Genomic DNA, 26,339 nt, shown 5'->3' on the forward strand with positions numbered 1-26,339 from the left:
AATTTATTTAGTCATTTTACGTAAAGTCAAAATTTGCTCGCTTCGCCCAAATGGACCATACACATCATGTAAAACTGCACTGGTTAAACCAATACCATCTGAGCCATATTGCTGAACGGTTTCCAAACCTAGCCATTTACCTTGCGGATAACGGTGCATGTGAACTTGCAAATCAAGATTTGGAAAACCCCAAGTAAATTCGCCTTCTTGTCTTGGGACAATGCCGTTTGCTGTATCTATCATGCCAATCAAATGGGCAAAATCTGTGGTCGGCTGCCCTTCAACCATTTCTTTATCATTATTGAGCCAAACAATGCCTTTACCCGCACGATGCTGATCATCAGTTTTAGTGACTAGCGTTTGAATAAAACCACCCGGCCATCTTTTCATACCTGTCCATTCTGTAAAGGTATCTGGATGATGAACTGGCTGATCTTCAAGCCCAGCAATATCGGAACTGTCTTGAGTACACATGCGCCATGCCCTAGCCACAATGCAGGTTTTACCTTGTGCTTGCATTTCAGCTTCAATCAGTTCAATGGTTTTACCAGCACGAATGACATGTGTCTTAATCGTAAACTCACCAAAAGCAATCAATCCAAAAATATCAAAACTAATTCGACCAATTCGCATATCTTGTCGTGGTGAAAATTGCTCTAACTCTGCTGCGATTACACCACTTGCGGGCGCCATGTGCTGTTCATGAGGGTTCCAAGCCCCTTGTGCATGGACAGTTGAGCAATAATGAGCAATGACTTCACCTTGAGGACCAATTGTTCTATTCAGTAATTGATAATAAGCATTCATGATTTTCTTTCCGTAGTCCTTATCCAACATCAATATTTGATGAAAATTCACGTTTTAATGCTTATGTTAACCCTCTATTTCATTGGCTCAACTGGTTTTTCCTACCAAAAACTGATGAGTCTAAAATTACAAATTTAATCACTAGGTAAAATTTCGCATGTCAATTTCACCCAGCGATTCTAGAACTTACCATTCACTAAAAAGCAAAAGCATCTTGATCAAGCTCCATCACAGATTCAGCTCCAGACTCAATAGAAGCAGCATGACTCTGTGTACGATGCAAAAGCTTTTGATAGAAAAACTTAGCAGTAGTTAATTTTGCTTTATAAAAAGCTTCCTCTTGTGTACCCGATTCTAATTTTTCATGGGCAACTTGTGCCATTCGAGCCCACAAATACGCGAACACGATGTAACTAGAAAAATAAAGATAATCTACTGAAGCGGCCCCTATTTCTTCAGGGTTGTGCTTGGCTTTCTCTGCAATCGATTTGGTCAGTGACAGCCATTGCTGCTTAAGCTCAGCTAATTTTTCTAGATAAGGTTTCAGCACTTCATTGGATTGGTGCTGGCTAATAAACTGATCAATTAAATCAGTCATGTTCTTTAAAAGTTTGCCTTCCGACTTTAGAACTTTACGTGCAAGCAGATCTAAAGACTGAATTTCGGTCGTTCCTTCATACAATGTTGAGATACGCGCATCACGTACAATTTGCTCCATTCCATGCTCAACAATAAAGCCATGACCGCCAAATACTTGAACGCCATGCTTGGCAGACTCATTACCTGACTCGGTTAAAAAAGCTTTAGCAATTGGCGTTAAAAAAGCCAGTAATTCATCGGAGTGTTTTTGCTGCTCCTGATCATTTGAGCTTTCGACAATATCGACATGTTGAGCCAGAAAATAAGCCAGCGCACGTCCACCTTCAGACAAAGCTTTTTGTGTCATTAACATCGAACGTACAGCAGGATGCACAATAATTGGGTCGGCATTTTTCTCAGGATATTTAGGACCAGATAACGAACGCATAGCGAGTCGCTCTTTGGCATAACTTAATGCGCCCTGAAATGAAATTTCAGAAGCAGCAAGCCCTTGTACTGCAGTTCCAATTCGTGCGGTATTCATAAAGGTAAACATACAATTGAGCCCGCGATTTTCAGGACCAATCAAATAGCCTTTGGCACCATCAAAATTCAGTACACAGGTGGCATTTCCATGAATCCCCATTTTATGTTCAATCGCACTACAAACAACTTTATTACGGTCTTCTAGATTACCTTCATCGTCTACATTAAATTTAGGCACAATAAATAAAGAAATACCTTTGGTCCCTGCAGGTGCCTGAGGCAAACGGGCTAAAACAATATGAATAATATTTTCTGAAAGGTCATGCTCACCCGCCGAGATAAAAATCTTTTCACCCGTAATGGAGTAACTACCGTCCGGATTTGGTTCTGCTTTAGTTCTAATTAACCCAAGGTCCGAACCCGCATGTGATTCGGTTAAACACATGGTTCCCGTCCAGACACCACTAATGAGCTTAGCCAAAAACTTCTGTTTTTGTTGCTCGGTGCCATGGTGCTCAATCGTTCTCATTGCCCCATGAGACAAGCCCGGATACATCGCCCAAGCCCAATTAGAACCACATAACATTTCAGAAATCGCAATCCGCAGCAATGTCGGCAAGCCCTGCCCACCATATTCCGGATCGGCCGTTAACGAGGTAAAACCTAGCTCAGCATATTTTTGGTAGGCTTCTTTAAAACCTTTCGGGGTTGTGACTACGCCTTGATTTAAATGACAGCCTTCCTGATCACCATTTTGGTTAATCGGCGCCAACTCATTTTCACAAAAATCTGCTGCTGCTTCTAAATATTGATCAATTAATTCTCGATTTACGCTTTCCTGATAGTTGCTTAAACCTTGATAGTTCTGTTCTGTTTGAAGCATTTCATGCAGTACAAATTGCATATCACGCAATGGAGCTTTGTATAAAGGCATCGTTTTTTTCCTTTCACTTCACTGCCTGTGTCATGGGGCAGATATCGTTTTTTCCTTGATAGACTTTTATTGTTTCAATCTCACCAAAATATCAAAAAATTTCTTATAGCAAAATATATTTTCACTAATTTAATAAAATTATCGTAACTTAGCCATAGGAATAAAATATAAATATATGTTTTAAATACAAATATAAGATAAAAAGTTATTAGTCTCGTTTTAATTAGAATAAATTTATATTTTGTATTGCAAAATTTTATTCCGTAAAAAATCAATTTATAGTATGGTGATTAGATTGCTTAATCATGCAAGGACGATTTATGGAAAGCCCGAAATACACAGGTCTTGAATTTTTAACCGCTTTAAAAAATGGTGAAGTTTCTCCATCACCTATGGCTCACACCATACCAATGGAACTCGTTGAAGTTTCCGAAGGTAAAGCAACTTATAAAGTTACTCCTCGCAAAGAACATAAAAATATTCAAGGCGGTGTACACGGCGGCTTTTGCGCCACAGCTTTAGATACAGCAACAGGCAGCGCAGCTCATACATTACTTGAACATGGCGTTGGTTATGGAACCATTGATTTAAATGTAAAAATGATCCGCCCCATGCAGGTTGATACTTCGTACTATGCGACAGCCGAGTTGATTAACGCAGGCCGTAACATTATTAGTACCCAAGGAAAAATCGTAGATGAGGACGGCAAAGTGTATGCTTTTGCTTCGGCAACCTTAATGATTATTCGCAAATAATAAAATATCTAAGCTCCTGTTTATGGAGCTTTTTCTTGGTTTGCAATCTTATTCATTTCATAAAAATCTAAGCGATCAATTATAAAACTTAATATTGCCATCGCTAAACCTAAGGCTGCACACGCTTCCCATCCCCAGTGTTTCCATGCATATACCGCAATAAAAGAACCTAAAGCAGCCCCACCAAAATATAAGGTCATATAAATTGAATTAATACGAGAACGGGCCTCGGCCGAGATTCGGTAGACCAGATTTTGGTTGAGTACATGAAATGCTGACAAACCGAAGTACGCCATGATCACACCAACAGCGTAGGCCACCAGAGACTGCTGAGCAAAAAATAGTGGTATCCATGCACTCATTAATAACCCCATGCAAATCACTGCAATTTTATTTTCAAGACCTGCTGCAATTTTCTTACCTGCCCAAGGAGTCGCAAATACGCCAGCCAAGCCCACAATTCCAAATAAACCAATCTGGAAATCGTTAAAGTGATAAGGCTCATTCGCCAAAATAAAAGTCATGGTAGTAAAAATGAGGGCCAAAATACCAAAGCCAATTCCCCCTGCCAAACCACGGCGTAGTAAATGAGGCTGATGAACAGCTAATGAAAATAGTGAACCATAGATCTGTAGAATATTAAGTTGATGGGATTTTCGCGCAACTGGTAACTTTACCCACATTACCCAAGCAAACACCAAAATGACAATTCCGCTAATTAAATAAACCGCATGCCAAGACCAGACTGTAGAAAGTAAGCCTGCAATAGAGCGCGCCAATAATATTCCCAAGAACAAACCACTCATGAGAGTGCCTACAACTTGAGGGCTTTTTTTCGGGCTGGCTAAACCTGCGGCGAAAGGAACCAACACTTGAGTCGCAATCGAAAAGAATGTCGCTAAAAAGGTAAAGCCATATAAAACTGGCAAGGTTTGACTTAAGGATAACCCTACTTGTGCAAGCCCCGTACAACACATGAGCAAGCAAATATAACTGCGCTTTTCAAAAAAGTCGCCTAAGGGAACCAATATAAAAAGGCCAACTGCATATGACAGTTGGCTAATCACAATAGTTAAGGCGACTTGATCGGCATTAACTTTTAATGCTTCAGCAATCGAATAGATTAAGGGCTGGTTATAATAGTTTGAACCCGCACAAATTCCACATGTCATTGCCATGATAAAAATAAAGCTTTTTGACAGTATATTTTCTGCATTGGGCTCAACTATTGTTTTCATCTTTAACTACGTCCCATTTTAGAATTTATACATCGATACAAAGTTTACACGTGATACATCAGCGGTTCTGCCATCAAACACTTCTCGTTTGCCTTGATGATATTCGATCCCAATATCCATTTGCTCAATTGGTGAATAGAAAACGTTAGCTGCGTAATCCGTTAAACGCTTGTTGGCGTCTGGGTTGAGTTTGGCATAAGCCGTGTCGTCATCATAATCAAACATTGAAGCCGATAAGTTTGCACGCCATTGCTCATTAAATTTATATGAATAACCAATATTGATGCTATTCAACTTATTCATAACCAAATCTGTTTTGTCTTCGCTTAAAGAAAAATCACCCGCGGCATTTAAACTTGCTGAATTTGCCAATCCACTTTGAGTGGTGTACGGCATAAATTTTTGATCACCGACAATATATTGATAATTTGCTTGTACCGATTGCTGAGGCGTTAATTGATATTTTAAGCCGCCTCCAGCGCCCCAGCTTACTTTCTTAACTGTGGCGGTTGCGACATCTGTAGACTTTTCATTAATAAAGCCTTGCGCAAGTGCTGTTAAAGGACCTTGTTTAAAGGTATAGCGACCCGTTAAAGTTGGAAATGCCGAGACTCTCGAACCTGTATATTCCAAAGCTACTTTTAAATCATTATTGGCATCAATTTTCCAGTCATAGCGAATTTGAGGAGTCCGCGTATAGGAAGTTCCTACAAATTGCGTGTAATCAACAGCTTCGGTACGAGTTTCCATGTTAGACATGAGTGACCATGTTTGACCAAAGGTCCAGTCTTTATAGGTAAAAAATGCATGACGGATACGGAATTTACCATCTCCCGTTCCCATGTTAGAGCTATCAAAGAAATCGGCTTCAATATTTCCTGTAACTGTTTTATTTGGGCTATTAAAATAAACACCGAGTCGACTAGCATTAATCATGGCATCAGAGCGCGCATGATTTGAACGCTTTTCACTTTCAAAAGGTGTTCGGTACAAACTGCTGGTCGTTCTACCCCCTGAGTCAGGTGATGATTTAAAATCAACCGCTGCATCAATACGGGCAATACCGTAAACCTTCACATTATCTGTCCAAGTGACCCACGAAGGAGCAACAGGCTTCTCTGTTACAGTGGCTTTAGTTCTTTCAATATTTTCTTCAATTTTTACCTGTTTGACCTGTAAATTATTTTGAGTTTGTTTCTGAGCAGCAAGTTCTGCTTTTAATTTTTGCAGCTCAGTTTCTAGCAAATTAATTCTTTGTTCTGTCGTATCTGAAGAATTTGCAAAAATAGTCCCTGAAGCCGCAGCGCAAGCTGCAGCTAATATTAATTTTTTCATCTTTTAATCCTTAAAGAAGCGTTTTTCCGTGTGTATTTAGGCTACACGTGCATCGATTAGTTCACAGTCTGTGACTGCCTGTAGCTCATCAAAAGTTAAGCCTTCCACCATTTCTGTGACATAAGCTTTTTGGTCTTTGAGTTCAATAATGCATAAATCGGTATAAATACGATCTACACACTGCTCACCCGTCATTGGATAGCTCAGTTCTTTTACAATTTTGGACTCACCTTTTTTAGTGACATGTTCCATATAGACATAAATCGTTTTTGCGCCGACCGCCAAGTCCATAGCACCGCCGACTGCTGGTACATCATCCGCTTTACCGGTATGCCAGTTTGCTAAGTCTCCATTTACCGCAACTTGGAATGCACCAATCACACAAATGTCCAGATGGCCACCACGCATAATGTCAAACGAGTCGCCATGATGCATAAAACATCCACCATCTAATAAAGTGACAAGTTCCTTTCCGGCATTTACCAAGTCTTCATCTTCCTCACCCAGTTGTGGCGGTGGGCCAAAAGCTAAAACACCATTTTCCGAATGTAAAAAGATTTCTTTGTCTTTAGGCAAAAATTTAGCAACGTTGGTCGGCAAGCCAATTCCTAAATTGACATATGAACCTTCCGGAATGTCATTAGCAATGAGCTTGGCAATATCTTCACGAGAACGTTTTTGAACTGACATTAGATATCTCCTACTTTTACAACGTGCTGAACAAAAATTCCCGGTGTAATAATGCACTCTGGGTCAAGCGTTCCTAGCTCTACGGTGTCATTCACTTGAACAATCGTGGTCTTGGCGGCTTTTGCCATGATCGGCCCAAAATTGCGGGCTGCTTTGCGGTAAGTTAAATTGCCCCAGCGGTCGGCTTTATCGGCATAAATCAGTGCAAAATCAGCTTCAAGTGGATATTCAAGCACATAATTTTTACCGTTAATGGTTCGGGTCTCTTTACCCTCGGCAACTTTGGTACCATAACCAGTCGGCGTAAAAATAGCCCCTAAACCAGCCCCTGCGGCCTGAATCCGACAAGCCAAATTACCTTGTGGAACTAGTTCTAACTCAATTTTTCCCGCTCTATATAAGTCTTGAAAAACGGTTGACCCAGCAGATTTCGGAAATGAACAAATCATTTTTTTTACACAGCCAGCAATAATGAGCTTGGTTAGACCACGGTCACCAGAAGCCGCATTATTATTTACAACGGTGAGTTCTTTTTTTCCTAAATCGATTAAGGCTTCAATTAATTCAGCAGGTTGCCCAGTCACACCAAACCCACCTGTCATGATGGTTGCACCATCAGGAATAGCTTTTAAAATCGGTTCAATGTCACTGGTGATTTTATTTATCATCTCACTTGTCCCTTTTCATCCTTAATTTAAGGTGACAGATTGATCTGTCACTCTGCCTTTTGCGGGTTAAATAGTCGGTCTTTAATAAATAACAATGGGATTACACCGCAGATAAAATAAGCTGCAGCCATCACCAAAAGCCCTAAGCCAATAGAACCGTTTTGCGATAGAAAACCAATTGTTAATGGAGAGAAAATAGAAAGTACTTTGCCAATGTTATAAGCACCACCCACTGCCGAGCCTCGAATAGAAGTCGGGAAGCTTTCTGTCATATATGTGGCATTAATGGCGTACGGAATACCGTAAAGGAAACCGAAGAACAGCATCATCCATAAAATATTGGTTGGTGTATTTAAATAGACAATGACCGGAATAAATAAAGCTGTACCAATGGTTCCGAAAGCGAATACAGCGCGGCGCCCTAATTTGTCGGCAACGATCCCTGCGATCACTTTGGCAAACATCATAATCAGGAAGGTACCGACCATATACATGGCCATTTCTTTAAACTTGATGCCTAGATCAGACTCTAAATAAGCCGGTAACCAGTTACTTACGCCGTAATAACCAAACTGCAATGCACCAGTACTAATAATCCAAAGCACAAACATGGTGCCATGTTTCTTATCTCTTAAAATCTCAAGATATGGATTTTGGCGTTTTTTAGGTTGGTTACTTTGAGCGACTTCTAGCGCTTTTAGTTGACGGGCTTTTTTCCATGACTCAGGTTCAGGTACACAAAATTGCATTAAAACTGACAACACCACAGGCGCAATTGCAATCCAGTAAAGGAAACGCCAACCATGTTCAGGAATAATATGTCCAGCTAGTAAGGTCGCGAGTAAAGAACCTAAGGTGTACCCCGTCATGAGAGTAGCCAAAACGGTCGAGCGATGTTTGGTTGGCACCATTTCAGACATTAAAATATTACAGGCAATATAAAGTGCGCCTAAACCCATCGCTCCAAATGTTCTTAAAACTGCAAATTGCATATAAGAATCAGTAAAACCCAGCGCACTGGTTAAAACTGAAGAATAAGCAATAAAGAACACAATAATGCGAACTCGCCCAAAACGGTCACACGCCCAGCCGCCAATCAGACCACCCACAGCGGAACCGAAAAGCGTTAAGCTGCCTAGCGTTCCAGCTTGTACACCCGTCAAATGAAATTCTGTTTTAAGACTGGTCAGGCTCAATGCCAAAAAACCTAAGTCTGCCCCATCACACAACAATGTTAAAAAAGCGAATATAAATGCGGTAATCCAAATCTTTTTTGGTGTTTGGATAGCTTCACTGCTAGCCGTATTTTGGGTAACTGTTTCTGTTGTCATGTCCATATCCTCAGAAGGAACATGAGGCATCCAATGCCTCATGGCATTTGTTTTTTATTAGGCTGTAGCTTCCCTAATCATGTTTTTAGCAATAATAATTTGTTGAACTTGCGTGGTTCCTTCATATAAGCGGAACAAACGCACATCACGATAAAAACGCTCAATGGCATATTCACTGATATAGCCCGCACCACCGTGAATCTGTACACAGCGGTCAGCAACACGTCCGCACATTTCGGTTGCAAACATTTTTGCGCAAGAAGCTTCCGTGCTAATGTTTTCGCCATTATCACGGCGGCGAGCCGCATCTAGGACCATACATTTAGCTGCATAAATCTCGGCTTTAGAGTCGGCAAGCATGGCTTGAATCAGCTGAAAATTTGCAATAGGTTGACCAAACTGCTTACGCTCAATCGCATAGTGCAGTGCGTCGTTTAACATGCGTTCGGCAACACCCACGCTATAGGCACCAATGTGCAAACGCCCTTTATCCAGCACTTTCATGGCCGTTTTAAAACCAACACCTTCTACGCCACCAATCAATGCAGAAGCAGGCACACGGCAATTTTCAAAAATCACATCACAAGTGTGTGAACCCTTTTGCCCCATTTTTTGGTCAATTTTGCCCAACGTAATGCCCGGTGTATTGGCCTCGACTAAAAAAGCTGAAATGCCACCCGACCCTTTAATTTCAGGATTGGTTCGCGCCATTACGGTAAAAGTTGCAGCATGGGGTGCATTGGTAATAAAACGTTTGGTGCCGTTTAACACATAAAAGTCGCCATCTTTTACTGCACTGGTTTTTAAAGAGGCAGCGTCAGAGCCAGATTCAGGTTCGGTTAAACAGAATGAACCAATAATTTCGCCACTTGCGTAACGTGGTAAATATTTTTGCTTTTGCTCTTCTGTGCCATCAATCAAAATTGCACTTGAGCCAATACCGTTATTAGTACCAATTAAAGAGCGAAAAGCTGGTGAAGTTTGTCCAAGTTCAAATGCAACTCTGACTTCTTCTTCCATGGTGATGCCTAAGCCACCATATTCTTCGGGAATTGTGAGCCCGAACAAGCCTAGCTCACGCATTTGCTGCACAATGTCATCTGGAATTTTGTCTTTCTCTACCACTTCGTTTTCACGAGGGATCAATTCATTTTTTACAAAATCTCGAATTGTTGAAAGTAACTGCTCCAACATCCCTTCATCACGGATCATCTGTGATCTCCCTTTTTATGTATTTCCATCGCACCCATCAGCCATCTCCAGCTTGTCTGGATACCATGTTTTAAATCTTGTTTACTGCGGATGTGTTTCATAGTACGAGAACGAAAATACAAATTTCAAGCTTTTTTGAAAATTAATTTCGTTAAACGAAATTTAAAAATACACCATTACGAAATATCAAACACTTAGCTTATTTAATAAATCATAATTGCTCTAATGGACTAAATAAGACTTGAAATAAATTCCAAAATAAGCATCATAAAAGGAGTATAGTTTTGATGTGCGAAACAAGGAATTCAAAAATGAGTGTATCAATAGGGAATAATTTCGTAGAAGTCGACTTTTCTATTCAAAAAATAGCGATTGTAAAAATAAACCGACCTGAAGCAAAAAATGCATTGAATACAGAGGTTCGCAAACAACTAGCACAAGCTTTTACCGAATTAAGTTTTAACGATGAGATCAATGCGGTTGTGCTCACAGGTGGTGAAGAGGTCTTTGCCGCAGGTGCAGATCTAAAAGAAATGGCAACCGCAACTTCAACAGAAATGTTATTGCGCCATACCGAACGTTATTGGAATGCGATTGCTCAGTGTCCTAAACCCGTGATTGCTGCTGTAAATGGCTATGCATTAGGTGGTGGCTGTGAACTTGCAATGCATGCTGACATTATTATTGCAGGTAAAGGCGCAACCTTTGGCCAACCAGAAATTAAAGTCGGTTTAATGCCGGGTGCTGGTGGTACACAACGTTTATTTCGTGCTGTGGGTAAATTCCATGCCATGCGCATGATTATGACGGGTGCCATGGTAAAAGCCGAAGAAGCTTATATCATCGGTCTTGTTTCACAAGTCACAGAAGATGACCAAACCATTCCAACTGCGATTCAAATGGCACAAAGCCTCGCAAAAATGCCTCCTATTGCCCTGCAACAAATTAAAGAAGTTGCACTAATGAGCGAAGACGTTCCATTAAATGCAGGCTTAACGCTAGAACGAAAAGCATTCCAGTTACTGTTTTCTACCGAAGATAAAAATGAAGGCGTTCAAGCTTTTATCGAAAAGCGTAAGCCGTCTTATCAAGGTAAATAATTTAAAACCATAATAACAAAGGAATGAAAATGACCAGAAAAGTATTGATTAGTGCAGGTGGTTCAGGGATTGGACGATGCATTGCTGAAATCTTTTTAAACAATCAGGATGAAGTTTTTGTTTGCGATATTAATGCTAAAAGCCTAGAACAATTTCAACAAGATTATCCAAATTTGCATATCTACACATGTGATTTAGCTGATCATGAACAAATTAAACTGATGTTTAGCCAAGCAATTCAGAAGCTTGGCAGTATTGATATTTTAGTCAATAACACAGGCATTTCAGGTCCGACCGTTGCAGCAGATGAACTAAGTTTTGAAGATTGGAATACGGTCATTAATTTAAATCTGAATAGCACTTTTTTAATTACCCAGTTAGCCATTCCCTATTTAAAGAAAGCACAAGCAGGCGTGATTATTAATATGTCGTCTATTGCCGGCCGCTTAGGCTATCCATATCGATTGGCCTATTCCACTTCAAAATGGGGGCTGATCGGTTTTACCAAAACGCTCTCTATGGAACTCGGTGCAGATAATATTCGAGTTAACGCTATTCTTCCGGGTGCAGTCGATGGTGATCGGGTTCAACGCGTATTACAGGCCCGTGCCGATGTAGCGCATACCTCACTTGAAGAAGTGACTCAAAATGCACTGAAAAATCAGTCGCTCAAATATTTTGTCAATCCAAAGCATATTGCAGATTTATGCCTATTTTTAGCGTCAGACAGTGGTCGCTCAATTTCAGGGCAAATCTTACCCATTGATGGTGATAAACAATGCTTAAGCTAAATCACCCAACCCTATTTTTCCGTTTAATTTCAAATATAGATTAATCATCAGGATGATCGACATGACTTATGATATTAAAAGCATGGCTGTGATTGGTGTAGGTGTCATGGGCAGTGGTATTGCTCAAATTGCTGCACAGTCAGGTCATACCACTTATTTATATGATGCCAAAGAAGGCGCCGCAGAACAGGCTAAAGAAAAACTGGCTGCTACATTTCAAAAGTTAGTCGATAAAAATAAGATTACATCTGAGCAAGCAGTAGTGGCAAACAACCATTTAATTGTTGCTCATCAAATTGAAGATTTAAAAAATTGCGACCTGATTGTAGAAGCAATTGTTGAACGTCTTGATATCAAACAAAGCTTGATGCAGCAACTTGAAAATATTGTTTCGGATAATACTATTTTAGCCTCAAACACCTCTTCTCTTTCTATTACAGCGATTGCGGCAAATTGCAAGAAGCCTGAGCGTGTTGTGGGTTATCACTTTTTTAATCCCGTTCCACTCATGAAAGTGGTCGAAGTCATTCGTGGTTTAAAAACAGACCCACTTATTATTGATGCTTTAAACGATTTATCTCGTGCATTTGGTCACCGCCCTGTTGTAGCGAAGGACACCCCTGGATTTATTATTAATCACGCGGGCCGGGCTTATGGCACCGAAGCGCTCAAAATTTTAAATGAAAATGTCTGTGATATTAGTGAAATTGACCGAATTTTACGTGACGGCGTTGGTTTTAGAATGGGTCCTTTTGAATTACTCGATTTAACTGGCCTTGATGTCTCGCATCCAGTTATGGAGTCGATTTATCATCAGTACTATGAAGAAGCCCGCTATAAACCAAACCCACTGACTAAGCAAATGCTAGATGCCAAGCAACTTGGACGTAAAGTCAATCAAGGTTTTTATAATTATGAAACCGGTTCAAAAACAGGTGAACAACCTGCCAAATTTGTAGAGCGTTTAGCGCAATATCCAAAAGTTTGGATTGCGGCCGATTTCTTAGATGATAAAAAACAGCTCGAAGATTATTTAACTCAGCAAAATATTGCCTTAGACACTCAGCCGGAACCACAAACAGATAGCTTATGTTTACTCGCTTGTTATGGTGAAGATACAACTCAAGCGGCTACTCGCCTTGGGGTTAATCCAGAACAAGCTGTTGCTATAGACATGCTTTATGGCATTGCAAAGCATCGAACCTTAATGCCTTCACTTATTACCAAACCTGAATACCGACAAGCCGCTCACTCTATTTTCAATCTAGATGGAAACCTGGTGAGTATGATTGCTGAAAGTATTGGCTTTGTTGCACAGCGCGTTTTAGCCATGGTCATTAATTTAGGCTGTGATATTGCCCAGCAAAATGTTGCCACTGTAGATGACATTAATGCCGCGGTACGTCTTGGCTTAGGCTATCCATTTGGCACAATCGAATGGGGCGATCAAGTCGGTAGCGAAAAAATCTTACTCATTCTAAACCGTATAACCGCACTTACACATGATCCGCGTTACCGCCCTAGCCCGTGGTTACAGCGTCGTGTCGCACTTCGTTTACCTCTTACTTTTACTCACGAGTCTTGAAAAGGAATTTCTCAATGTTAAATGCATATATCTATGATGGTTTACGTAGTCCATTTGGCCGTCATGCAGGTGAACTTGCCTCAATTCGCCCTGATGATTTAGCCGCAACTGTCATTCAAAAACTACTAGAAAAAACTGGTGTTCCGGGTGCTGATATTGAAGATGTGATTTTAGGCGACACCAACCAAGCGGGTGAAGATAGCCGTAATGTGGCACGAAATGCGCTATTACTTGCAGGTTTACCTGTTACTGTACCGGGCCAGACGGTAAACCGCCTATGTGCTAGTGGTTTAGGTGCTGTGATTGACTCAGCACGTGCCATTACTTGTGGTGAAGGCGAACTCTATATCGCAGGTGGTGTAGAAAGTATGTCTCGCGCACCTTTTGTGATGGGTAAAGCCGAAAGTGCTTATAGCCGTGATGCAAAAATTTATGACACCACCATTGGATCTCGTTTTCCAAATAAAAAAATTATTGCTCAGTACGGCGGTCATTCAATGCCTGAAACGGGTGATAACGTTGCAGCCGACTTTGGTATTAGCCGCGAACAAGCTGATTTTTTTGCAGCTCAATCACAAGCCAAATATCAAAAAGCCAAAGAAGAAGGTTTCTTTACCGATGAAATTACGCCAATTGAGGTTTTCCAAGGCAAAAAATTGCCACCTAAACTCGTTTCAGAAGATGAACACCCTCGCCCAAGTTCAACTGTTGAAGCACTTACAAAGTTAAAACCGCTCTTTGAAGGTGGCGTGGTCACTGCGGGTAATGCCTCAGGTATTAATGATGGTGCAGCAGCACTATTGATTGGTTCAGAAGCGGCAGGTCAAAAATATGGCTTAAAACCAATGGCTAAAATTTTGTCAGCAGCAGCAGCGGGTATTGAACCACGTATTATGGGTGCAGGTCCGATCGAAGCCATTAAAAAAGCTGTTGCGCGTGCGGGACTTACTTTAGATGACATGGATATTATTGAAATTAATGAAGCCTTTGCTTCACAGGTTTTATCTTGTTTAAAAGGCTTGAATGTTGATTTTAATGACCCGCGTGTGAACCCAAATGGTGGTGCAATTGCGGTTGGTCATCCACTTGGTGCATCTGGCGCTCGTCTTAGCTTAACAGTAGCTCGCGAGTTAATCCGCCGTAAAAAGAAATATGCCGTGGTGAGCCTATGTATTGGTGTAGGTCAAGGTCTTGCAATGGTGATTGAAAACGTTTCATAACCATGAACCAGATATCCATTCATCACAACAGCGCAGTGATGAATGGATTTATTTTGCAGAGCGAAATATAATGGCAAAACTATTGCTTTAATTATATTTGAGGATCGAATGTCTCAAAACACGGAAACTGAAAAACCAATAAATTTTGATGAGATACGTTTAGATCCTATTTCGCATATACATCGGGAAAACAACCCGCAATTTATTGCTTCTTTAGCACGCGGTTTAGAACTTTTAAGATGCTTTTCCGCAAATAATCAGGTGCTTGGCAACCAAGAATTAGCAAAAATGACAGGTTTACCTAAACCGACAATTGCACGTATTACCAATACCCTTGTGTCATTAGGCTATTTAAAACAATTGCCTAACTCAACCAAATACACATTAGACATTGGTGTTTTATCTTTAGGATATGCAGCATTATCTAACATCTCAATTCGTAATATTGCTCATCAATATATGGAAGAATTGAGTCAGTATGTTCAGGCCCCTGTGGCAATGGCAACGCGTGACCGCTTAAATATGGTGTATATCGATGTTGTGCAAATTGAAACAGCCTTAAATATGCGCCGTCCAATTGGTTCGACTTTACCACTGCATAGCAGTTCTATGGGACGAGCATGCTTGGCTGCGACTCCTGAACGTGAGCGTAACTTTCTACTTGATGCGTTGAAACAAAAGAACCCCGAAAACTGGCCAGCCATAAAACGCTCTTTAGAACGAGCTTTCCGTGATTATCAAGATTATGGATATTGTTTGTCTTTAGGCGAGTGGCATAAAGAAGTGAACTCGGTGGCTGTGCCTTTGGTCAGCTCCAAACATGGTCTTTATGTTTTTAACTGTGGTGCGCCAAGTTTTCATTTAAATCCAGAAAAACTTGAAGGTGAAATTGGACCACGTTTAATCCACATGGTGCACAATATTCAAGATGCCTTGAATGAAACGCACTAATAACCATACTTAAAACAGTCATGGTTGTGTTGATTAAAGTTCCTCTTTCATTATGACTATAGGCATGATGAAAAACGCACTCTATACCCCAACCATTATTTTAATGGCAATTGCCGCAGGCATTTGTACAGGTGGAAATTATTTTAGTCAGCCACTTATTCATTCAATTAGTGTAAGCCTAGATTTAACTGAAACAACTACAGCGTGGGTGCCAACTCTAGCCCAAATCACCTACGCATGTGGCTTACTCTTTTTAATGCCGTTAGGTGACATATTAGAAAAGCGCAAGCTGCTATTTATCTTTATGTTATTGGCTTCAAGTGGATTAATTATTAGCGGTTTTTCGCACAATATCTATCTTTTATTGCTTGGTACTGTCATTACTGGTCTATTTTCTAGTGCAGCCCAACTGTTGTTACCACTTGCTGCAAGTCTGGTTCCAATTCAACAAAGCGGCCGTGTCGTTGGCTTCCTACTGAGTGGACTGATGATGGGGGTTTTACTCGCCCGCTCTCTTTCAGGGCTGATGTCTACGCTTTTTGCATGGAATATTATTTATCTGATCAGTGGCTTTCTGTTACTTATCATTGCCATTATTTTGCATCGTAATATCGGGTTATTTCCACCAACCAAATCTGAAAACTATGCAAAAACTATTCGCTCTTTACCACAGATTTTTATTCAAAGCCGACGGTTAAGAACCAGAACTTATATTGGTGGTTTTACATTTGCTTGTGTAAGTTTAACCTTTACCACCATGTCGTTGCTTCTGGCTCCAGCGCCCTATTTTTTTAGCGACTTTACCATTGGCCTTTTCGGTTTTGTTGGTGTGTTAGGAACTTTCGTTGCCAATTTTTCAGGCAAATTTATTGATCAAGGCTACATTCATAAAATTTCAATTTATTGCGGCATTGGCCTTATTTTAAGTTGGATTCTTTTTTCACTTTTACCCTACCATTTCGCCTTTTATATTATTGCCTTACTTATTCTCTACGCTTCACTTTCTGCGGTACATGTCACCAATCAAAGTATTGTATTTAAACTTAATCAAGAATTACGTTCGCGGTTTAATGCCATTTATATGACGGGTTACTTTGCTGGCGGCGCTTTAGGCACAACGGCGGGAAGCTACGCTTGGAAACACTTCGGATGGTTTGGTGTCTGCATTTTAGGCTTAATTTTTGCCGTTTTATGTCTTTATTATTGTGTGAGGGATGCAAAAAATCAGCACAGTTAAAACTTGTGCTGATCTTATATAAAGTAGGCTAATGGTTCGTTATAAAAGCCCTAATAACCGACCACGAATAATATCTTCTGCTTCTTTGACAATCCGGCTAACCAGTTCATCGCATGTCGGAATATCATGGATTAAGCTTGCCACTAACCCACATGACCATGCGCCTGCATTTACATCGCCATCAATCATGACTTTTGGATAAACACCAGCAACTTCTTCAATAATATCTTCAAATTTAATGTTATCGCCAAGTGCTTTTTCTTTTGCCACGATTTTTTCTACAGCAGCATTATTCATGACACGTTCTGTATTTCGCAAAGCACGCATAATTAAACGCGTATCTCTTTCGGTTGCATTCAGAATCGCCTGCTTCACATTTGCATGTACAGGAGCTTCCTGAGTCGCAATAAAGCGCGTTCCCATATTAATTCCATCTGCTCCCATTGCTAAAGCAGCAGCGAGTGAGCGTCCATCTGCCATTCCACCTGAAGCAACAAACGGAATTTCTAATGCATCGGCTGCTAAAGGCAATAAAATCATATTTGGCACGTCATCTTCACCAGGGTGCCCACCACACTCGAAACCATCTACAGAAACCGCATCACATCCAATTTGCTGAGCTTTTAAGCTATGTCGAACCGAAGTACATTTGTGAATTACTTTAATACCAGCAGCCTTTAAATATGGCATCACCTGTTCAGGATTACGTCCTGCTGTTTCTACAACCTTGACTCCACCTTTAATAATTGCCTCTACAAAACCCGGATAATCAGGGGTATTCACCGTAGGCAAAAAGGTTAAATTTACCCCAAAAGGCTTATCAGTCATTTCACGGCAACGTGCAATTTCTTTTGCCAGATTTTCAGGTGTACGCTGAGTCAGGCCAGTGATAATGCCTAACCCACCCGCGTTAGAAACCGCAGCGGCAAGCTCTGCAAAACCAACATAATGCATACCGCCTTGAATAATTGGATGCTCAATTTCAAATAGTTCTGTAATTTTGGTCTTCATATTATTTCCACTCACTGTTCTATAGCTAGCTTCTTATTTCCTTAGCAGAGCCAGATACTTATTTACGCATAAATTCTGTCATCATTCAAAGTGACTTAAGGTGAAAATTTCATAATACAAAACTTTATACCACAATATAAAACAAAATAATTGATAACGGAATTATTTTTCGATAGCATTATTTTAATAAGTTTAAATTTTAGACAGCAAGTTAGTTAAAGGAATGAATGATGCAGCAGGACAACAAAACCCAAAACCAGCTTAAAACAGGCACAATTCATGAATCTTTTGATAGAAATATACTAACGCTCACCATGAGTAATCCCACTAAAAAAAATGCAATTAATTACGAAATGTATGCGGCCCTAAGTCAGGCATTAGATCAAGCTGCAACCAATCAAGACATTCATGTGGTTGTACTGACTGGTGAAGACTCCGCATTTACCAGCGGCAATGATGTCAATGCATTTGAAAAACGCGATACCACCAGTTCAGAACCACCCGCTTCGATTGTATTCTTAAAAAGCTTAGCAACGTTTCCAAAACCGATTATTGCTAAAGTAAATGGTGTGGCAATTGGCATTGGCAGCACTATGCTTCTACATTGCGACCTTGTGTATGCAAGCCAAAACTCTATTTTTCAGTTTCCCTTTGTGAATTTGGGGCTTGTACCTGAAGCGGGTTCAAGTTACATCTTGCCAAGACTATTAGGCTTTGCTCGAGCTTCGGAAATTATTTTACTCGGTGAAAAGTTTTCGGCAAACCAAGCAAAAAATTATGGTCTGGTAAATGAAATATTTGAGGCAACTATGCTAGATCAGGTAGTTGAAGATGTGGCAATTAAACTTGCTCACAAACCAAGCCAAGCCTTACAACTGAGTAAAAAGTTACTAAGAGATATGCCAATCGATGATCTACTCAATCGTATTGATCATGAGTCGACTATTTTCTCGCGTTGTTTACAGGGTTCCGAGTTTAAAGAAGCATTAAATGCTTTCAAAGAAAAAAGAAAACCGAACTTTTACAGCCAAACAGCCTAAAACTCACCCACTAAAAAGCCAGCCTTGAAAACAAAGCTGGCTTTTATAAATGAATCAAATACGTTTAGCTAATCTCAGTACGAATATTATTCACCATGTGTAAAAGACGCGGTGCAATATCTTCTTCAAGTTTTTCACGGTTCATAATGAAGCTTGGACCACCACAGTTGAACACCAGCAAACCATGTTGTTCATGAATCAGTGGAACAGCAACCGAATTGACATCTTTATGCCATTCCCCGATTGAGAAACAATATCCAAAATCTTGGTAGTCTTTAAAAGCTTTGTCTAAATCACGGTTAATTTTGATCCAATCTTCTTTATGTTTGCTACGGATGGCATCAAGTAAAAATTCTCTTTCGTCTTCAGGCATTGCAGCTAAACATGCACGCCCCATCGAACTTAAATGAATCGGTAAATAGGTTCCGACTTGACGGCGCATGGTCATATTGCCTTTGCCTTGTACCACATCAAGATAAATCATGTTCAGTCGATCGCGTGTTGCCATAGCTACAGCAGCGCCAGCATAGTCTGCCAAATTTTTCATATATGGATGAGCAATAGAGCGAATCGACACGTTAGACAGCATGGAATAACCAAACGCAAGAACACCAACTGAAAGCTGGAATTTACTTGAGTTAGGTACTTGTTTGATATAACCCAAACGCGACAAGGTATGTGTGAGGCGAGTAATGGTTGGTTTTGGCAAACCTGTCATCTGAGCAAGCTCTTGGTTGCCCAAATGCTGATGCTTCGGTGTAAAACAACGTAATAGCTCTAAACCACGTGCTAATGCAGTAATAAATTGGCGATCATTTTCATCCTGCATATCTTCAATCGGATGTAATAATTCATGCCTTAAAGGCGCTAATAATTTTTCTGTCTGCTCTGCATCAACTGCATCATTCATTGTCATACCAATCCATATTTTGTTTCGCACTGCGAAAATTATAATCTATTTTTTCTATAAATAGCAAAAGAGCAAACATTCGAGTCTGCATCTAAAAGATAACTTCATTTAACTCATTAAAGCGAAAGATTAAATATTTTATTTTCTGATTTTAAATATAATTTTAACCTTCCGCTTTTAAGCCACCTACCCAATTACACCTTTTTCTTTGAGCTCAGCGAGTTTTTCTGAAGAAACCACTCTTCCCAAAACAGCCTGCGTATGTTCTCCCAGCAGTGGCGGTGCTGTTTTGTATTCAACGGGTGTTCTAGAAAGTTTGATTGGTGACCCAATTACCTTCAATTTTTCACGTTGAGGATGGTTCATCTCGACTAACATTTCTCGGGCAATCACTTGCGGCTCTTGAAAAGCTTGTTCCAAGTTATTAATCACACCGACAGGAACTTTAGCGGCATAAATTGCATCTACCCATTCATCTGCTGTTTTTGTTAAAAAGTGAGTTTGTAAAATTCCGATAATTTCATCACGATGCTTGATTCGGTCTGCATTTCGGGCAAAACGTGCATCATTTGGTAAATCGGGTAAACCAATACTACGACAGAGTTGAATAAACTGAGTGTCATTTCCACATGCAATAATAAAATCACGGTCAGAAGCTTTGAACACTTGATAAGGCACAATATTGGCGTGTGCGTTGCCATAACGCTTAGGGATATTACCCGATGAAAGATAGTTCATTCCCTGATTTGCCATTGTGGCAATTTGAACATCAAGCAAAGCCATATCAATGTATTGGCCTAAACCTGTCACATGGCGGTTGAGTAAAGCAGCCTGTATGGCAATCGTAGAATAAAGTCCCGTGGCTAAGTCAGAAAATGCAACGCCTACTTTTTGTGGTCCACCACCAGGCAAATCATCACGCTCACCTGTGACCGACATGAGCCCGCCCATGCCCTGAATAATAAAGTCATAACCGGGTTCCTCTGCTCTTGGCCCAGTTTGACCAAAACCTGTAATCGAGCAATACACCAGTTTAGGGTTAATCGCAGATAAAGACTCGTAGTCTAAACCGTATTTTTTCAAAGAACCCGCTTTGTAGTTTTCAATCACAACATCGGTGTCTTGAATAAGAGCTTTAATCAATTCTTGTCCATCAGAGCTAGCAATGTCGATAGCAACAGATAGTTTATTGCGGTTGGTAGACTGATAATATGCAGCTTCTTGAGTGTCTTGGCCTGAGTCATCTTTCATCCAAGGCGGCCCCCAAGAACGGGTATCGTCACCGACTTTTGGTCGTTCAATCTTGATGACTTCTGCACCTAAATCGGCAAGAATCTGTCCACACCAAGGCCCAGCCAACACCCGACTTAAGTCAAGCACCCGAATTCCATTTAAAGCACCCATCTTCATCCCACTATATTTTGTGACTCATTTCCTATAGGAAAACTTATCTATTTAAAATTTCGCATAGCGATATATATTTTTAATATACACAGCTCTTTTTAAAAATCAAACTTTAATTTTCTACTAAAAATAATGATTTTTCATAAGAAAATATAGCTTAAATAAATCAACAAATTAGCCAAACATAAATCAATAACAAAGTATCGCATTGCGAAATTAATTTTCAAAATATATTGTTTTGCGTTCATCCTTTGATTACTATCGCTTCAAATATTGGTGATTTTACGAACATCACATTGATGTTTTCTGCATGTAGTAAAAGGATGAGACTATGATTCGAGATCAGGAAACCTTAAATCAACTTATTGATATGATTCGACAATTTGTTGAAGGTGTATTAATTCCTCATGAGAATGAAGTCGCTGAAACGGATGAAATTCCTCAAGATATCGTTGAGCAAATGAAAGCTCTCGGTTTATTTGGTTTAACTATTCCAGAAGAATACGAAGGTCTTGGCCTAACAATGGAAGAAGAGGTCTATGTCGCTTTTGAATTAGGTCGTACCTCTCCTGCTTTTCGCTCTCTCATTGGAACCAATAATGGCATTGGCTCAAGTGGCCTGATTATTGATGGGACCGAAGCACAAAAATTATTTTTCTTGCCACGTTTAGCACGTGGTGAAGTGATCAGTTCTTTTTGCTTAACCGAACCAGATGCAGGTTCTGATGCTGCCTCTTTAAAAACCACCGCTGTAAAAGACGGTGACTTTTACATTTTAAATGGTACTAAACGCTTTATTACCAATGCTCCGCACGCTGGTGTATTTACAGTCATGGCACGTACAAACCCTGATATTAAAGGCGCTGGTGGCATTTCTGCTTTTATTGTCGATAGCCAAACTCCGGGCATTTTTCTTGGCAAACGCGATAAAAAAATGGGGCAAAAAGGCGCACATACCTGTGATGTGATTTTTGAAAATTGTCGTATTCCTGCTTCGGCACTCATTGGTGGTGTTGAAGGTGTTGGTTTTAAAACTGCTATGAAAGTACTCGATAAAGGCCGTTTGCATATTGCGGCTTTGAGTGTCGGCGCAGCAACAAGAATGTTAGATGATTCTTTAAATTACGCGATCGAACGCAAGCAATTTGGACAACCGATTGCCGAATTCCAACTCATTCAAGTCATGCTTGCTGACTCAAAAGCTGAAATTTATGCAGCTAAATGTATGGTCTTAGACGCTGCACGCCTACGCGATGCAGGTCAAAACGTTAGCACCGAAGCCTCATGCGCAAAAATGTTTGCAACCGAAATGTGTGGCCGCGTTGCTGATCGCTGCGTACAAATTCATGGCGGTGCGGGTTACATCAGTGAATACGCCATTGAACGTTTTTATCGAGATGTTCGTTTGTTCCGTCTCTATGAAGGGACCACTCAAATTCAACAAATGATTATTGCCCGAAACATGATTCGCGCTGCGTCTTAATCAAATTTAAGCACTTTAAAACGACTTGAAGTGCTTTTTATCAAATGTAGGTAATGGATTATGGCTACAAATTACAAAGAAGGTCTTTCTCGTATACAGCCTCATACGTGGAAAATAGCTTTTATTTTTGCTTTTCTAGCACTGTTGGTAGATGGTGCAGATTTGATGATGCTGTCTTATAGCTTAAATAGTATTAAGGCAGATTTTGGATTAAGTTCAGTACAAGCAGGTATGCTTGGCAGTTTCACATTGGCAGGCATGGCTGTTGGTGGAATTTTTGGGGGATGGGCGTGCGATAAATTTGGTCGTGTGCGCATTGTGGTTATTTCTATTTTAACTTTCTCGCTCCTCACCTGTGGCTTAGGTTTCACCCAAAGCTTTCTTCAGTTTGGTATTTTAAGATTTTTTGCATCACTGGGTTTGGGTTCACTTTATATTGCCTGTAATACCCTCATGGCCGAATATGTCCCAACCCGTTACCGCACCACAGTACTGGGTACCCTACAAGCTGGCTGGACGGTTGGCTATATTGTTGCGACTTTGCTTGCAGGTTGGATTATTCCTGATTATGGCTGGCGCATGCTGTTTTATGTTGCGATTATTCCAGTCATTATTGCTGTTCTCATGCATATTCTTGTACCAGAACCAGAAGCATGGCAACAGTCACGACTTCAACAACCTGTTTTGGCTCAAAACTCATCGAAAACTTCAGCATTTAAGCTTGTTTTCCAAGATAAACGAAACCGCAATATGTTTATCTTGTGGGCGTTAACCGCTGGCTTTTTACAGTTTGGTTACTATGGCGTAAATAACTGGATGCCTTCATACCTTGAAAGCGAACTGGGTATGAAGTTTAAAGAAATGACTGCCTATATGGTAGGTACATATACCGCCATGATTTTAGGTAAAGTTCTTGCGGGCATGATGGCTGATAAATTAGGACGTCGCTTCACCTATGCATTCGGTGCAATTGGTACTGCTATTTTCCTACCTCTCATTGTTTTCTATAACTCACCAAGCAACATTCTATATTTACTAGTGACCTTTGGTTTCCTCTACGGCATCCCATATGGCGTAAATGCAACCTATATGACCGAAAGCTTTGCAACAGCAATCCGCGGTACAGCCATTGGTGGTGCTTATAACGTCGGACGTTTAGGTGCTGCATTAGCCCCTGCAACGATTGGTTTCTTAGCCTCTGGCGGCTCAATTGGGTTAGGTTTTGTCGTGATGGGTGCTGCCTACCTGATTTGTGGCGTGATACCAGCCCTATTTATTAAAGAAAAATTATATGACCCTCAAAAGTCATAAAAAGATCAATCACATAGGTCATATGCCTATCTGATTGATGGTGCTAACGATCGAAACATGTGTTTTAAATCGTTAGCCGGAAATAAGGAATTGACTCCTCAAAGTTATTCCTTATTTCCACATATGTAGAGTTTATTACTCTTCATTTTAATTTTTTAGGTAAGCTTAGCTCCCAAGGGAGCTAAGCTTAAAAATATATTGACCTAAACATTTGTTTAAGGTCGTTCACCCTGCCCCAAACGGCGTTCAATATCATCGAGTACATTTGGTAAGTCAGCCACACTATCAATCACATAGTGAGCACCCGACGCATTCATTTTTTGGTATGCCTTATCTTTTAGAATAATCTGTTCATCGGCCGATAATGCACTCCACTCTTCATAGCTTAAACCGACTTCGTTACCACTAATCGCAAGCCCGACTGTCCAGCATCCGGCATTTAAACCTTCATCAATACCCACCACGGTATCATCTACTTTTACAACAGTTTTGATATCAGATACATCGAGTTGAATTAAGTTTTTCCATAGCATTTCAGGATATGGTCGGCCAAATTTCACGTCACTTGCCGTAACGATACAGTCCGGTCGATAACCCTGATCGGCAGCATCTTTGACCAAACGACCAATCATCATGGATGCATAACCCGTGTTACTGCCGATTTTTGCACCACGCTTTTTAATATTCTCAAACGTTTCTAATGCACCCGGAATTAAAGCAGAACATTTCGGAATAGAGTTTAACTGATAAGGAATAAAGTCTTTATATAAACGATCAATATCTGCTTCTGTTGCAGGCTTCCCATAGACTTCCTGCCATACAGCTGCCACACGCGGCATTTTTAAAACGGCAGCAATATGGTCACGTTTTTCTAAACCCATTGGCGCTCGAGCTTCTTCAACCGTAATTTCAATTTTATTGTCTTTAAATAAAGCCATAAAAGCCAAAATCGGTGCGCGTGAACCAAAATCTACAGTTGTGCCAGCCCAGTCAAAAACTACAGCCTGAATTTGTGTATTGTTGGTCGTCATGGTGTATTCCCTTTAATTCAAATGTTTTAATAAAAGTTATGCTGTTACAGCTTGATTTAGATGGCTTTCGCAGTAGCTGGCAATCGCAGCAAGAAGCCCTTCAATGTCTTGAATATAAACTTCGCCAATATTGCCAATACGGAAGCAGTTAAGGTCAGTGACTTTGCCCGGATAAATCACATAGCCTGATTTTTTTAGCGTTTCATAGAATGACTGAAAGCTAAAAGACTTGGCTGTTGGGTAAAGAAAAGTGGTAATGATGGGTGATTGTGGGCACTCTTCACCGAGTACCAATTCAAAGCCCAGTTGTCGCATACCTTGCGATAAGGTTTGTTGGTTTTGTAAATAACGTTGATAACGTGCAGCAACTCCGCCTTCTGCCTCAAGCTCAAGTAAAGCTTGATAAAAAGCACGTACCACATGGGTTGGCGAGGTAAAACGCCATTTACCGTTATACTGCTCCATTGTATTCCACTGGTCATACAAATCGAGACTTACCGAACGAGCTAAACCTTTACATGCTTCTAGGCAATCACGCTTTGCCAAAATAAAACCAAAGCCCGGAACACCTTGAATACATTTATTTGCACTTGAAATTAGAAAATCAATTTCAAGCTCAGCAATATCCATAGGCACACCACCGAATGAACTCATGGCATCCACAATCCAGATTTTTCCTGCTGCTTTAACTAAACGGCCTATCTCTTGAATTGGATTTAAAATACCTGTGGTGGTTTCACAATGCACACAAGCAACATGGCTAATGGTTTTATCTTCTAAAACGCGCTCAATCTCTTGTAAATCTGGTGTTTGGGTTTCTAAATAGTTCAGTTCTACAACTTCAATATTTAGGCAACGTGCCATTTGCACCATACGTCCACCATATGCGCCATTATTAATGATCAAGATTTTGCCATCACGTGGAATAGCTGAACCAAGCACAGACTCCACAGCAAAACTTCCACTGCCTTGCATTAACACAGCCGTATATTTTTCAGGTTCGCTGGTTGCCAAGTTGACCAGTCGATTACGAATATCTTGTACCAGCGAGTTGTATTCTTGGTCCCAAGTACACCAGTCTTTTTGCATAGCACGGCGTACTGTTGCCGATGTTGATAATGGTCCTGGAGTAAGAAGCAAATACTTGTTCTCTAAATCCATATCGAGTTGGGGTTGCATGTTCATAATGTTACTCATTTCTTTCGCGTTCATTTCAATATACACCAATCT

23 protein-coding genes are annotated in these 26,339 nt (G+C 40.4%); 10 read left to right on the top strand and 13 right to left on the bottom strand.

Going from position 1 to position 26,339, the window contains the following annotated elements; translation table 11 throughout:
- Positions 1-3: 3 nt before the first annotated feature.
- Both J536_RS09085 and J536_RS09090 read right to left on the bottom strand, forming a co-directional pair.
- Positions 4-807: a thioesterase family protein gene (locus J536_RS09085; protein WP_016138545.1), complete on the bottom strand. Its 804-nt coding sequence runs from the start codon at positions 805-807 to the stop codon at positions 4-6.
- A 196-nt stretch (positions 808-1,003) separates the two neighbouring features.
- Positions 1,004-2,806: an acyl-CoA dehydrogenase C-terminal domain-containing protein gene (locus tag J536_RS09090; protein WP_032062703.1), complete on the bottom strand. Its 1,803-nt coding sequence runs from the start codon at positions 2,804-2,806 to the stop codon at positions 1,004-1,006.
- Between the two features lie 305 nt (positions 2,807-3,111).
- Here J536_RS09090 and J536_RS09095 point away from each other — a divergent pair, with 305 nt between their 5' ends.
- On the top strand, positions 3,112-3,561 hold the full coding sequence (locus J536_RS09095; protein WP_081404107.1) for a PaaI family thioesterase: 450 nt from the start codon (positions 3,112-3,114) through the stop codon (positions 3,559-3,561).
- A 20-nt stretch (positions 3,562-3,581) separates the two neighbouring features.
- Here the strand turns inward: J536_RS09095 and J536_RS09100 are convergent, their stop codons facing one another.
- The 6 genes from J536_RS09100 to J536_RS09125 are packed head-to-tail and all read right to left on the bottom strand — an operon-like array spanning position 3,582 to position 10,035.
- Positions 3,582-4,799 carry an MFS transporter gene (locus J536_RS09100; protein WP_032062707.1) on the bottom strand — a complete coding sequence of 406 codons (1,218 nt, stop codon included), beginning with the start codon at positions 4,797-4,799 and terminating at the stop codon, positions 3,582-3,584.
- A gap of 18 nt (positions 4,800-4,817) precedes the next feature.
- Positions 4,818-6,134: an outer membrane trimeric porin-like protein DcaP gene (gene dcaP, locus J536_RS09105; protein ID WP_032062709.1), complete on the bottom strand. Its 1,317-nt coding sequence runs from the start codon at positions 6,132-6,134 to the stop codon at positions 4,818-4,820.
- 36 nt (positions 6,135-6,170) lie between these two features.
- Positions 6,171-6,824 (bottom strand): 3-oxoacid CoA-transferase subunit B, encoded by a 654-nt coding sequence (locus J536_RS09110; protein WP_032062710.1) that lies wholly within the window; start codon positions 6,822-6,824, stop codon positions 6,171-6,173.
- Positions 6,824-7,492, bottom strand: coding sequence for a 3-oxoacid CoA-transferase subunit A (locus tag J536_RS09115; protein WP_000608704.1), 669 nt, complete (start codon positions 7,490-7,492; stop codon positions 6,824-6,826). The genes J536_RS09110 and J536_RS09115 overlap by 1 nt, the downstream gene beginning before the upstream one ends.
- 47 nt (positions 7,493-7,539) lie before the next feature.
- Complete coding sequence (locus J536_RS09120) at positions 7,540-8,823, bottom strand: MFS transporter (protein ID WP_212750230.1); 1,284 nt, start codon at positions 8,821-8,823, stop codon at positions 7,540-7,542.
- A 57-nt stretch (positions 8,824-8,880) separates the two neighbouring features.
- On the bottom strand, positions 8,881-10,035 hold the full coding sequence (locus J536_RS09125; protein WP_000617391.1) for an acyl-CoA dehydrogenase family protein: 1,155 nt from the start codon (positions 10,033-10,035) through the stop codon (positions 8,881-8,883).
- A gap of 311 nt (positions 10,036-10,346) precedes the next feature.
- Here J536_RS09125 and J536_RS09130 point away from each other — a divergent pair, with 311 nt between their 5' ends.
- From J536_RS09130 to J536_RS09155, 6 genes are all read left to right on the top strand, one after another.
- Complete coding sequence (locus J536_RS09130) at positions 10,347-11,135, top strand: enoyl-CoA hydratase (protein WP_032062713.1); 789 nt, start codon at positions 10,347-10,349, stop codon at positions 11,133-11,135.
- 29 nt (positions 11,136-11,164) lie between these two features.
- Positions 11,165-11,926 (top strand): SDR family oxidoreductase, encoded by a 762-nt coding sequence (locus J536_RS09135; protein WP_032062715.1) that lies wholly within the window; start codon positions 11,165-11,167, stop codon positions 11,924-11,926.
- Positions 11,927-11,987: 61 nt separating this feature from the next.
- Entirely contained in the window at positions 11,988-13,511 is a 1,524-nt protein-coding gene (locus J536_RS09140; protein WP_032062717.1) for a 3-hydroxyacyl-CoA dehydrogenase, read from the top strand.
- A gap of 14 nt (positions 13,512-13,525) precedes the next feature.
- Positions 13,526-14,731, top strand: a complete 1,206-nt coding sequence (locus tag J536_RS09145) for a 3-oxoadipyl-CoA thiolase (protein ID WP_032062719.1) — start codon at positions 13,526-13,528, stop codon at positions 14,729-14,731.
- A gap of 108 nt (positions 14,732-14,839) precedes the next feature.
- Entirely contained in the window at positions 14,840-15,682 is an 843-nt protein-coding gene (locus J536_RS09150; RefSeq protein ID WP_009391028.1) for an IclR family transcriptional regulator, read from the top strand.
- A gap of 64 nt (positions 15,683-15,746) precedes the next feature.
- Positions 15,747-16,919, top strand: coding sequence for an MFS transporter (locus J536_RS09155; protein ID WP_081404108.1), 1,173 nt, complete (start codon positions 15,747-15,749; stop codon positions 16,917-16,919).
- A 39-nt stretch (positions 16,920-16,958) separates the two neighbouring features.
- On the opposite strand, the gene J536_RS09160 is transcribed toward J536_RS09155, so the two are convergent.
- Positions 16,959-17,930 (bottom strand): NAD(P)H-dependent flavin oxidoreductase, encoded by a 972-nt coding sequence (locus J536_RS09160; protein WP_000850369.1) that lies wholly within the window; start codon positions 17,928-17,930, stop codon positions 16,959-16,961.
- 230 nt (positions 17,931-18,160) lie between these two features.
- Between J536_RS09160 and J536_RS09165 the strand changes: the two genes are divergently transcribed.
- Positions 18,161-18,970, top strand: a complete 810-nt coding sequence (locus J536_RS09165) for an enoyl-CoA hydratase (protein WP_032062722.1) — start codon at positions 18,161-18,163, stop codon at positions 18,968-18,970.
- 64 nt (positions 18,971-19,034) lie between these two features.
- Here J536_RS09165 and J536_RS09170 read toward each other — a convergent pair whose 3' ends face one another.
- Both J536_RS09170 and J536_RS09175 read right to left on the bottom strand, forming a co-directional pair.
- Positions 19,035-19,880: an IclR family transcriptional regulator gene (locus J536_RS09170; protein WP_000996082.1), complete on the bottom strand. Its 846-nt coding sequence runs from the start codon at positions 19,878-19,880 to the stop codon at positions 19,035-19,037.
- 186 nt (positions 19,881-20,066) lie between these two features.
- On the bottom strand, positions 20,067-21,284 hold the full coding sequence (locus J536_RS09175) for a CaiB/BaiF CoA transferase family protein (RefSeq protein ID WP_002114451.1): 1,218 nt from the start codon (positions 21,282-21,284) through the stop codon (positions 20,067-20,069).
- 331 nt (positions 21,285-21,615) lie between these two features.
- On the opposite strand from J536_RS09175, the gene J536_RS09180 reads away from it, so the two are divergent.
- Entirely contained in the window at positions 21,616-22,767 is a 1,152-nt protein-coding gene (locus J536_RS09180) for an acyl-CoA dehydrogenase family protein (RefSeq protein WP_032062724.1), read from the top strand.
- 60 nt (positions 22,768-22,827) lie between these two features.
- Positions 22,828-24,078 carry an MFS transporter gene (locus tag J536_RS09185; protein ID WP_032062726.1) on the top strand — a complete coding sequence of 417 codons (1,251 nt, stop codon included), beginning with the start codon at positions 22,828-22,830 and terminating at the stop codon, positions 24,076-24,078.
- Positions 24,079-24,293: 215 nt separating this feature from the next.
- On the opposite strand, the gene phnX is transcribed toward J536_RS09185, so the two are convergent.
- Positions 24,294-25,109, bottom strand: a complete 816-nt coding sequence (gene phnX / locus J536_RS09190; RefSeq protein WP_032062727.1) for a phosphonoacetaldehyde hydrolase — start codon at positions 25,107-25,109, stop codon at positions 24,294-24,296.
- 36 nt (positions 25,110-25,145) lie between these two features.
- Positions 25,146-26,333 (bottom strand): 2-aminoethylphosphonate--pyruvate transaminase, encoded by a 1,188-nt coding sequence (gene phnW, locus J536_RS09195; protein ID WP_032062728.1) that lies wholly within the window; start codon positions 26,331-26,333, stop codon positions 25,146-25,148.
- Positions 26,334-26,339: the final 6 nt, after the last annotated feature.

The sequence above is a fragment of the Acinetobacter sp. 809848 genome (assembly GCF_000581275.1).
Taxonomy (GTDB): domain Bacteria; phylum Pseudomonadota; class Gammaproteobacteria; order Pseudomonadales; family Moraxellaceae; genus Acinetobacter; species Acinetobacter pittii.

What these genes read in the sequence shown, in the direction of transcription:
- J536_RS09135 (WP_032062715.1), top strand. Translation starts at nt 11,165, where the DNA reads ATGACCAGAAAAGTATTGATTAGTGCAGGTGGTTCAGGGATTGGACGA.
- dcaP (WP_032062709.1), bottom strand. Translation starts at nt 6,134, where the DNA reads ATGAAAAAATTAATATTAGCTGCAGCTTGCGCTGCGGCTTCAGGGACT.
- J536_RS09085 (WP_016138545.1), bottom strand. Translation starts at nt 807, where the DNA reads ATGAATGCTTATTATCAATTACTGAATAGAACAATTGGTCCTCAAGGT.
- J536_RS09125 (WP_000617391.1), bottom strand. Translation starts at nt 10,035, where the DNA reads ATGATCCGTGATGAAGGGATGTTGGAGCAGTTACTTTCAACAATTCGA.
- J536_RS09155 (WP_081404108.1), top strand. Translation starts at nt 15,747, where the DNA reads ATGATGAAAAACGCACTCTATACCCCAACCATTATTTTAATGGCAATT.
- J536_RS09170 (WP_000996082.1), bottom strand. Translation starts at nt 19,880, where the DNA reads ATGAATGATGCAGTTGATGCAGAGCAGACAGAAAAATTATTAGCGCCT.
- J536_RS09165 (WP_032062722.1), top strand. Translation starts at nt 18,161, where the DNA reads ATGCAGCAGGACAACAAAACCCAAAACCAGCTTAAAACAGGCACAATT.
- phnX (WP_032062727.1), bottom strand. Translation starts at nt 25,109, where the DNA reads ATGACGACCAACAATACACAAATTCAGGCTGTAGTTTTTGACTGGGCT.
- J536_RS09150 (WP_009391028.1), top strand. Translation starts at nt 14,840, where the DNA reads ATGTCTCAAAACACGGAAACTGAAAAACCAATAAATTTTGATGAGATA.
- J536_RS09095 (WP_081404107.1), top strand. Translation starts at nt 3,112, where the DNA reads ATGCAAGGACGATTTATGGAAAGCCCGAAATACACAGGTCTTGAATTT.
- J536_RS09175 (WP_002114451.1), bottom strand. Translation starts at nt 21,284, where the DNA reads ATGGGTGCTTTAAATGGAATTCGGGTGCTTGACTTAAGTCGGGTGTTG.
- J536_RS09100 (WP_032062707.1), bottom strand. Translation starts at nt 4,799, where the DNA reads ATGAAAACAATAGTTGAGCCCAATGCAGAAAATATACTGTCAAAAAGC.
- J536_RS09145 (WP_032062719.1), top strand. Translation starts at nt 13,526, where the DNA reads ATGTTAAATGCATATATCTATGATGGTTTACGTAGTCCATTTGGCCGT.
- J536_RS09140 (WP_032062717.1), top strand. Translation starts at nt 11,988, where the DNA reads ATGACTTATGATATTAAAAGCATGGCTGTGATTGGTGTAGGTGTCATG.
- J536_RS09090 (WP_032062703.1), bottom strand. Translation starts at nt 2,806, where the DNA reads ATGCCTTTATACAAAGCTCCATTGCGTGATATGCAATTTGTACTGCAT.
- J536_RS09115 (WP_000608704.1), bottom strand. Translation starts at nt 7,492, where the DNA reads ATGATAAATAAAATCACCAGTGACATTGAACCGATTTTAAAAGCTATT.
- J536_RS09120 (WP_212750230.1), bottom strand. Translation starts at nt 8,823, where the DNA reads ATGACAACAGAAACAGTTACCCAAAATACGGCTAGCAGTGAAGCTATC.
- J536_RS09130 (WP_032062713.1), top strand. Translation starts at nt 10,347, where the DNA reads ATGAGTGTATCAATAGGGAATAATTTCGTAGAAGTCGACTTTTCTATT.
- J536_RS09185 (WP_032062726.1), top strand. Translation starts at nt 22,828, where the DNA reads ATGGCTACAAATTACAAAGAAGGTCTTTCTCGTATACAGCCTCATACG.
- J536_RS09160 (WP_000850369.1), bottom strand. Translation starts at nt 17,930, where the DNA reads ATGAAGACCAAAATTACAGAACTATTTGAAATTGAGCATCCAATTATT.
- J536_RS09110 (WP_032062710.1), bottom strand. Translation starts at nt 6,824, where the DNA reads ATGTCAGTTCAAAAACGTTCTCGTGAAGATATTGCCAAGCTCATTGCT.
- J536_RS09180 (WP_032062724.1), top strand. Translation starts at nt 21,616, where the DNA reads ATGATTCGAGATCAGGAAACCTTAAATCAACTTATTGATATGATTCGA.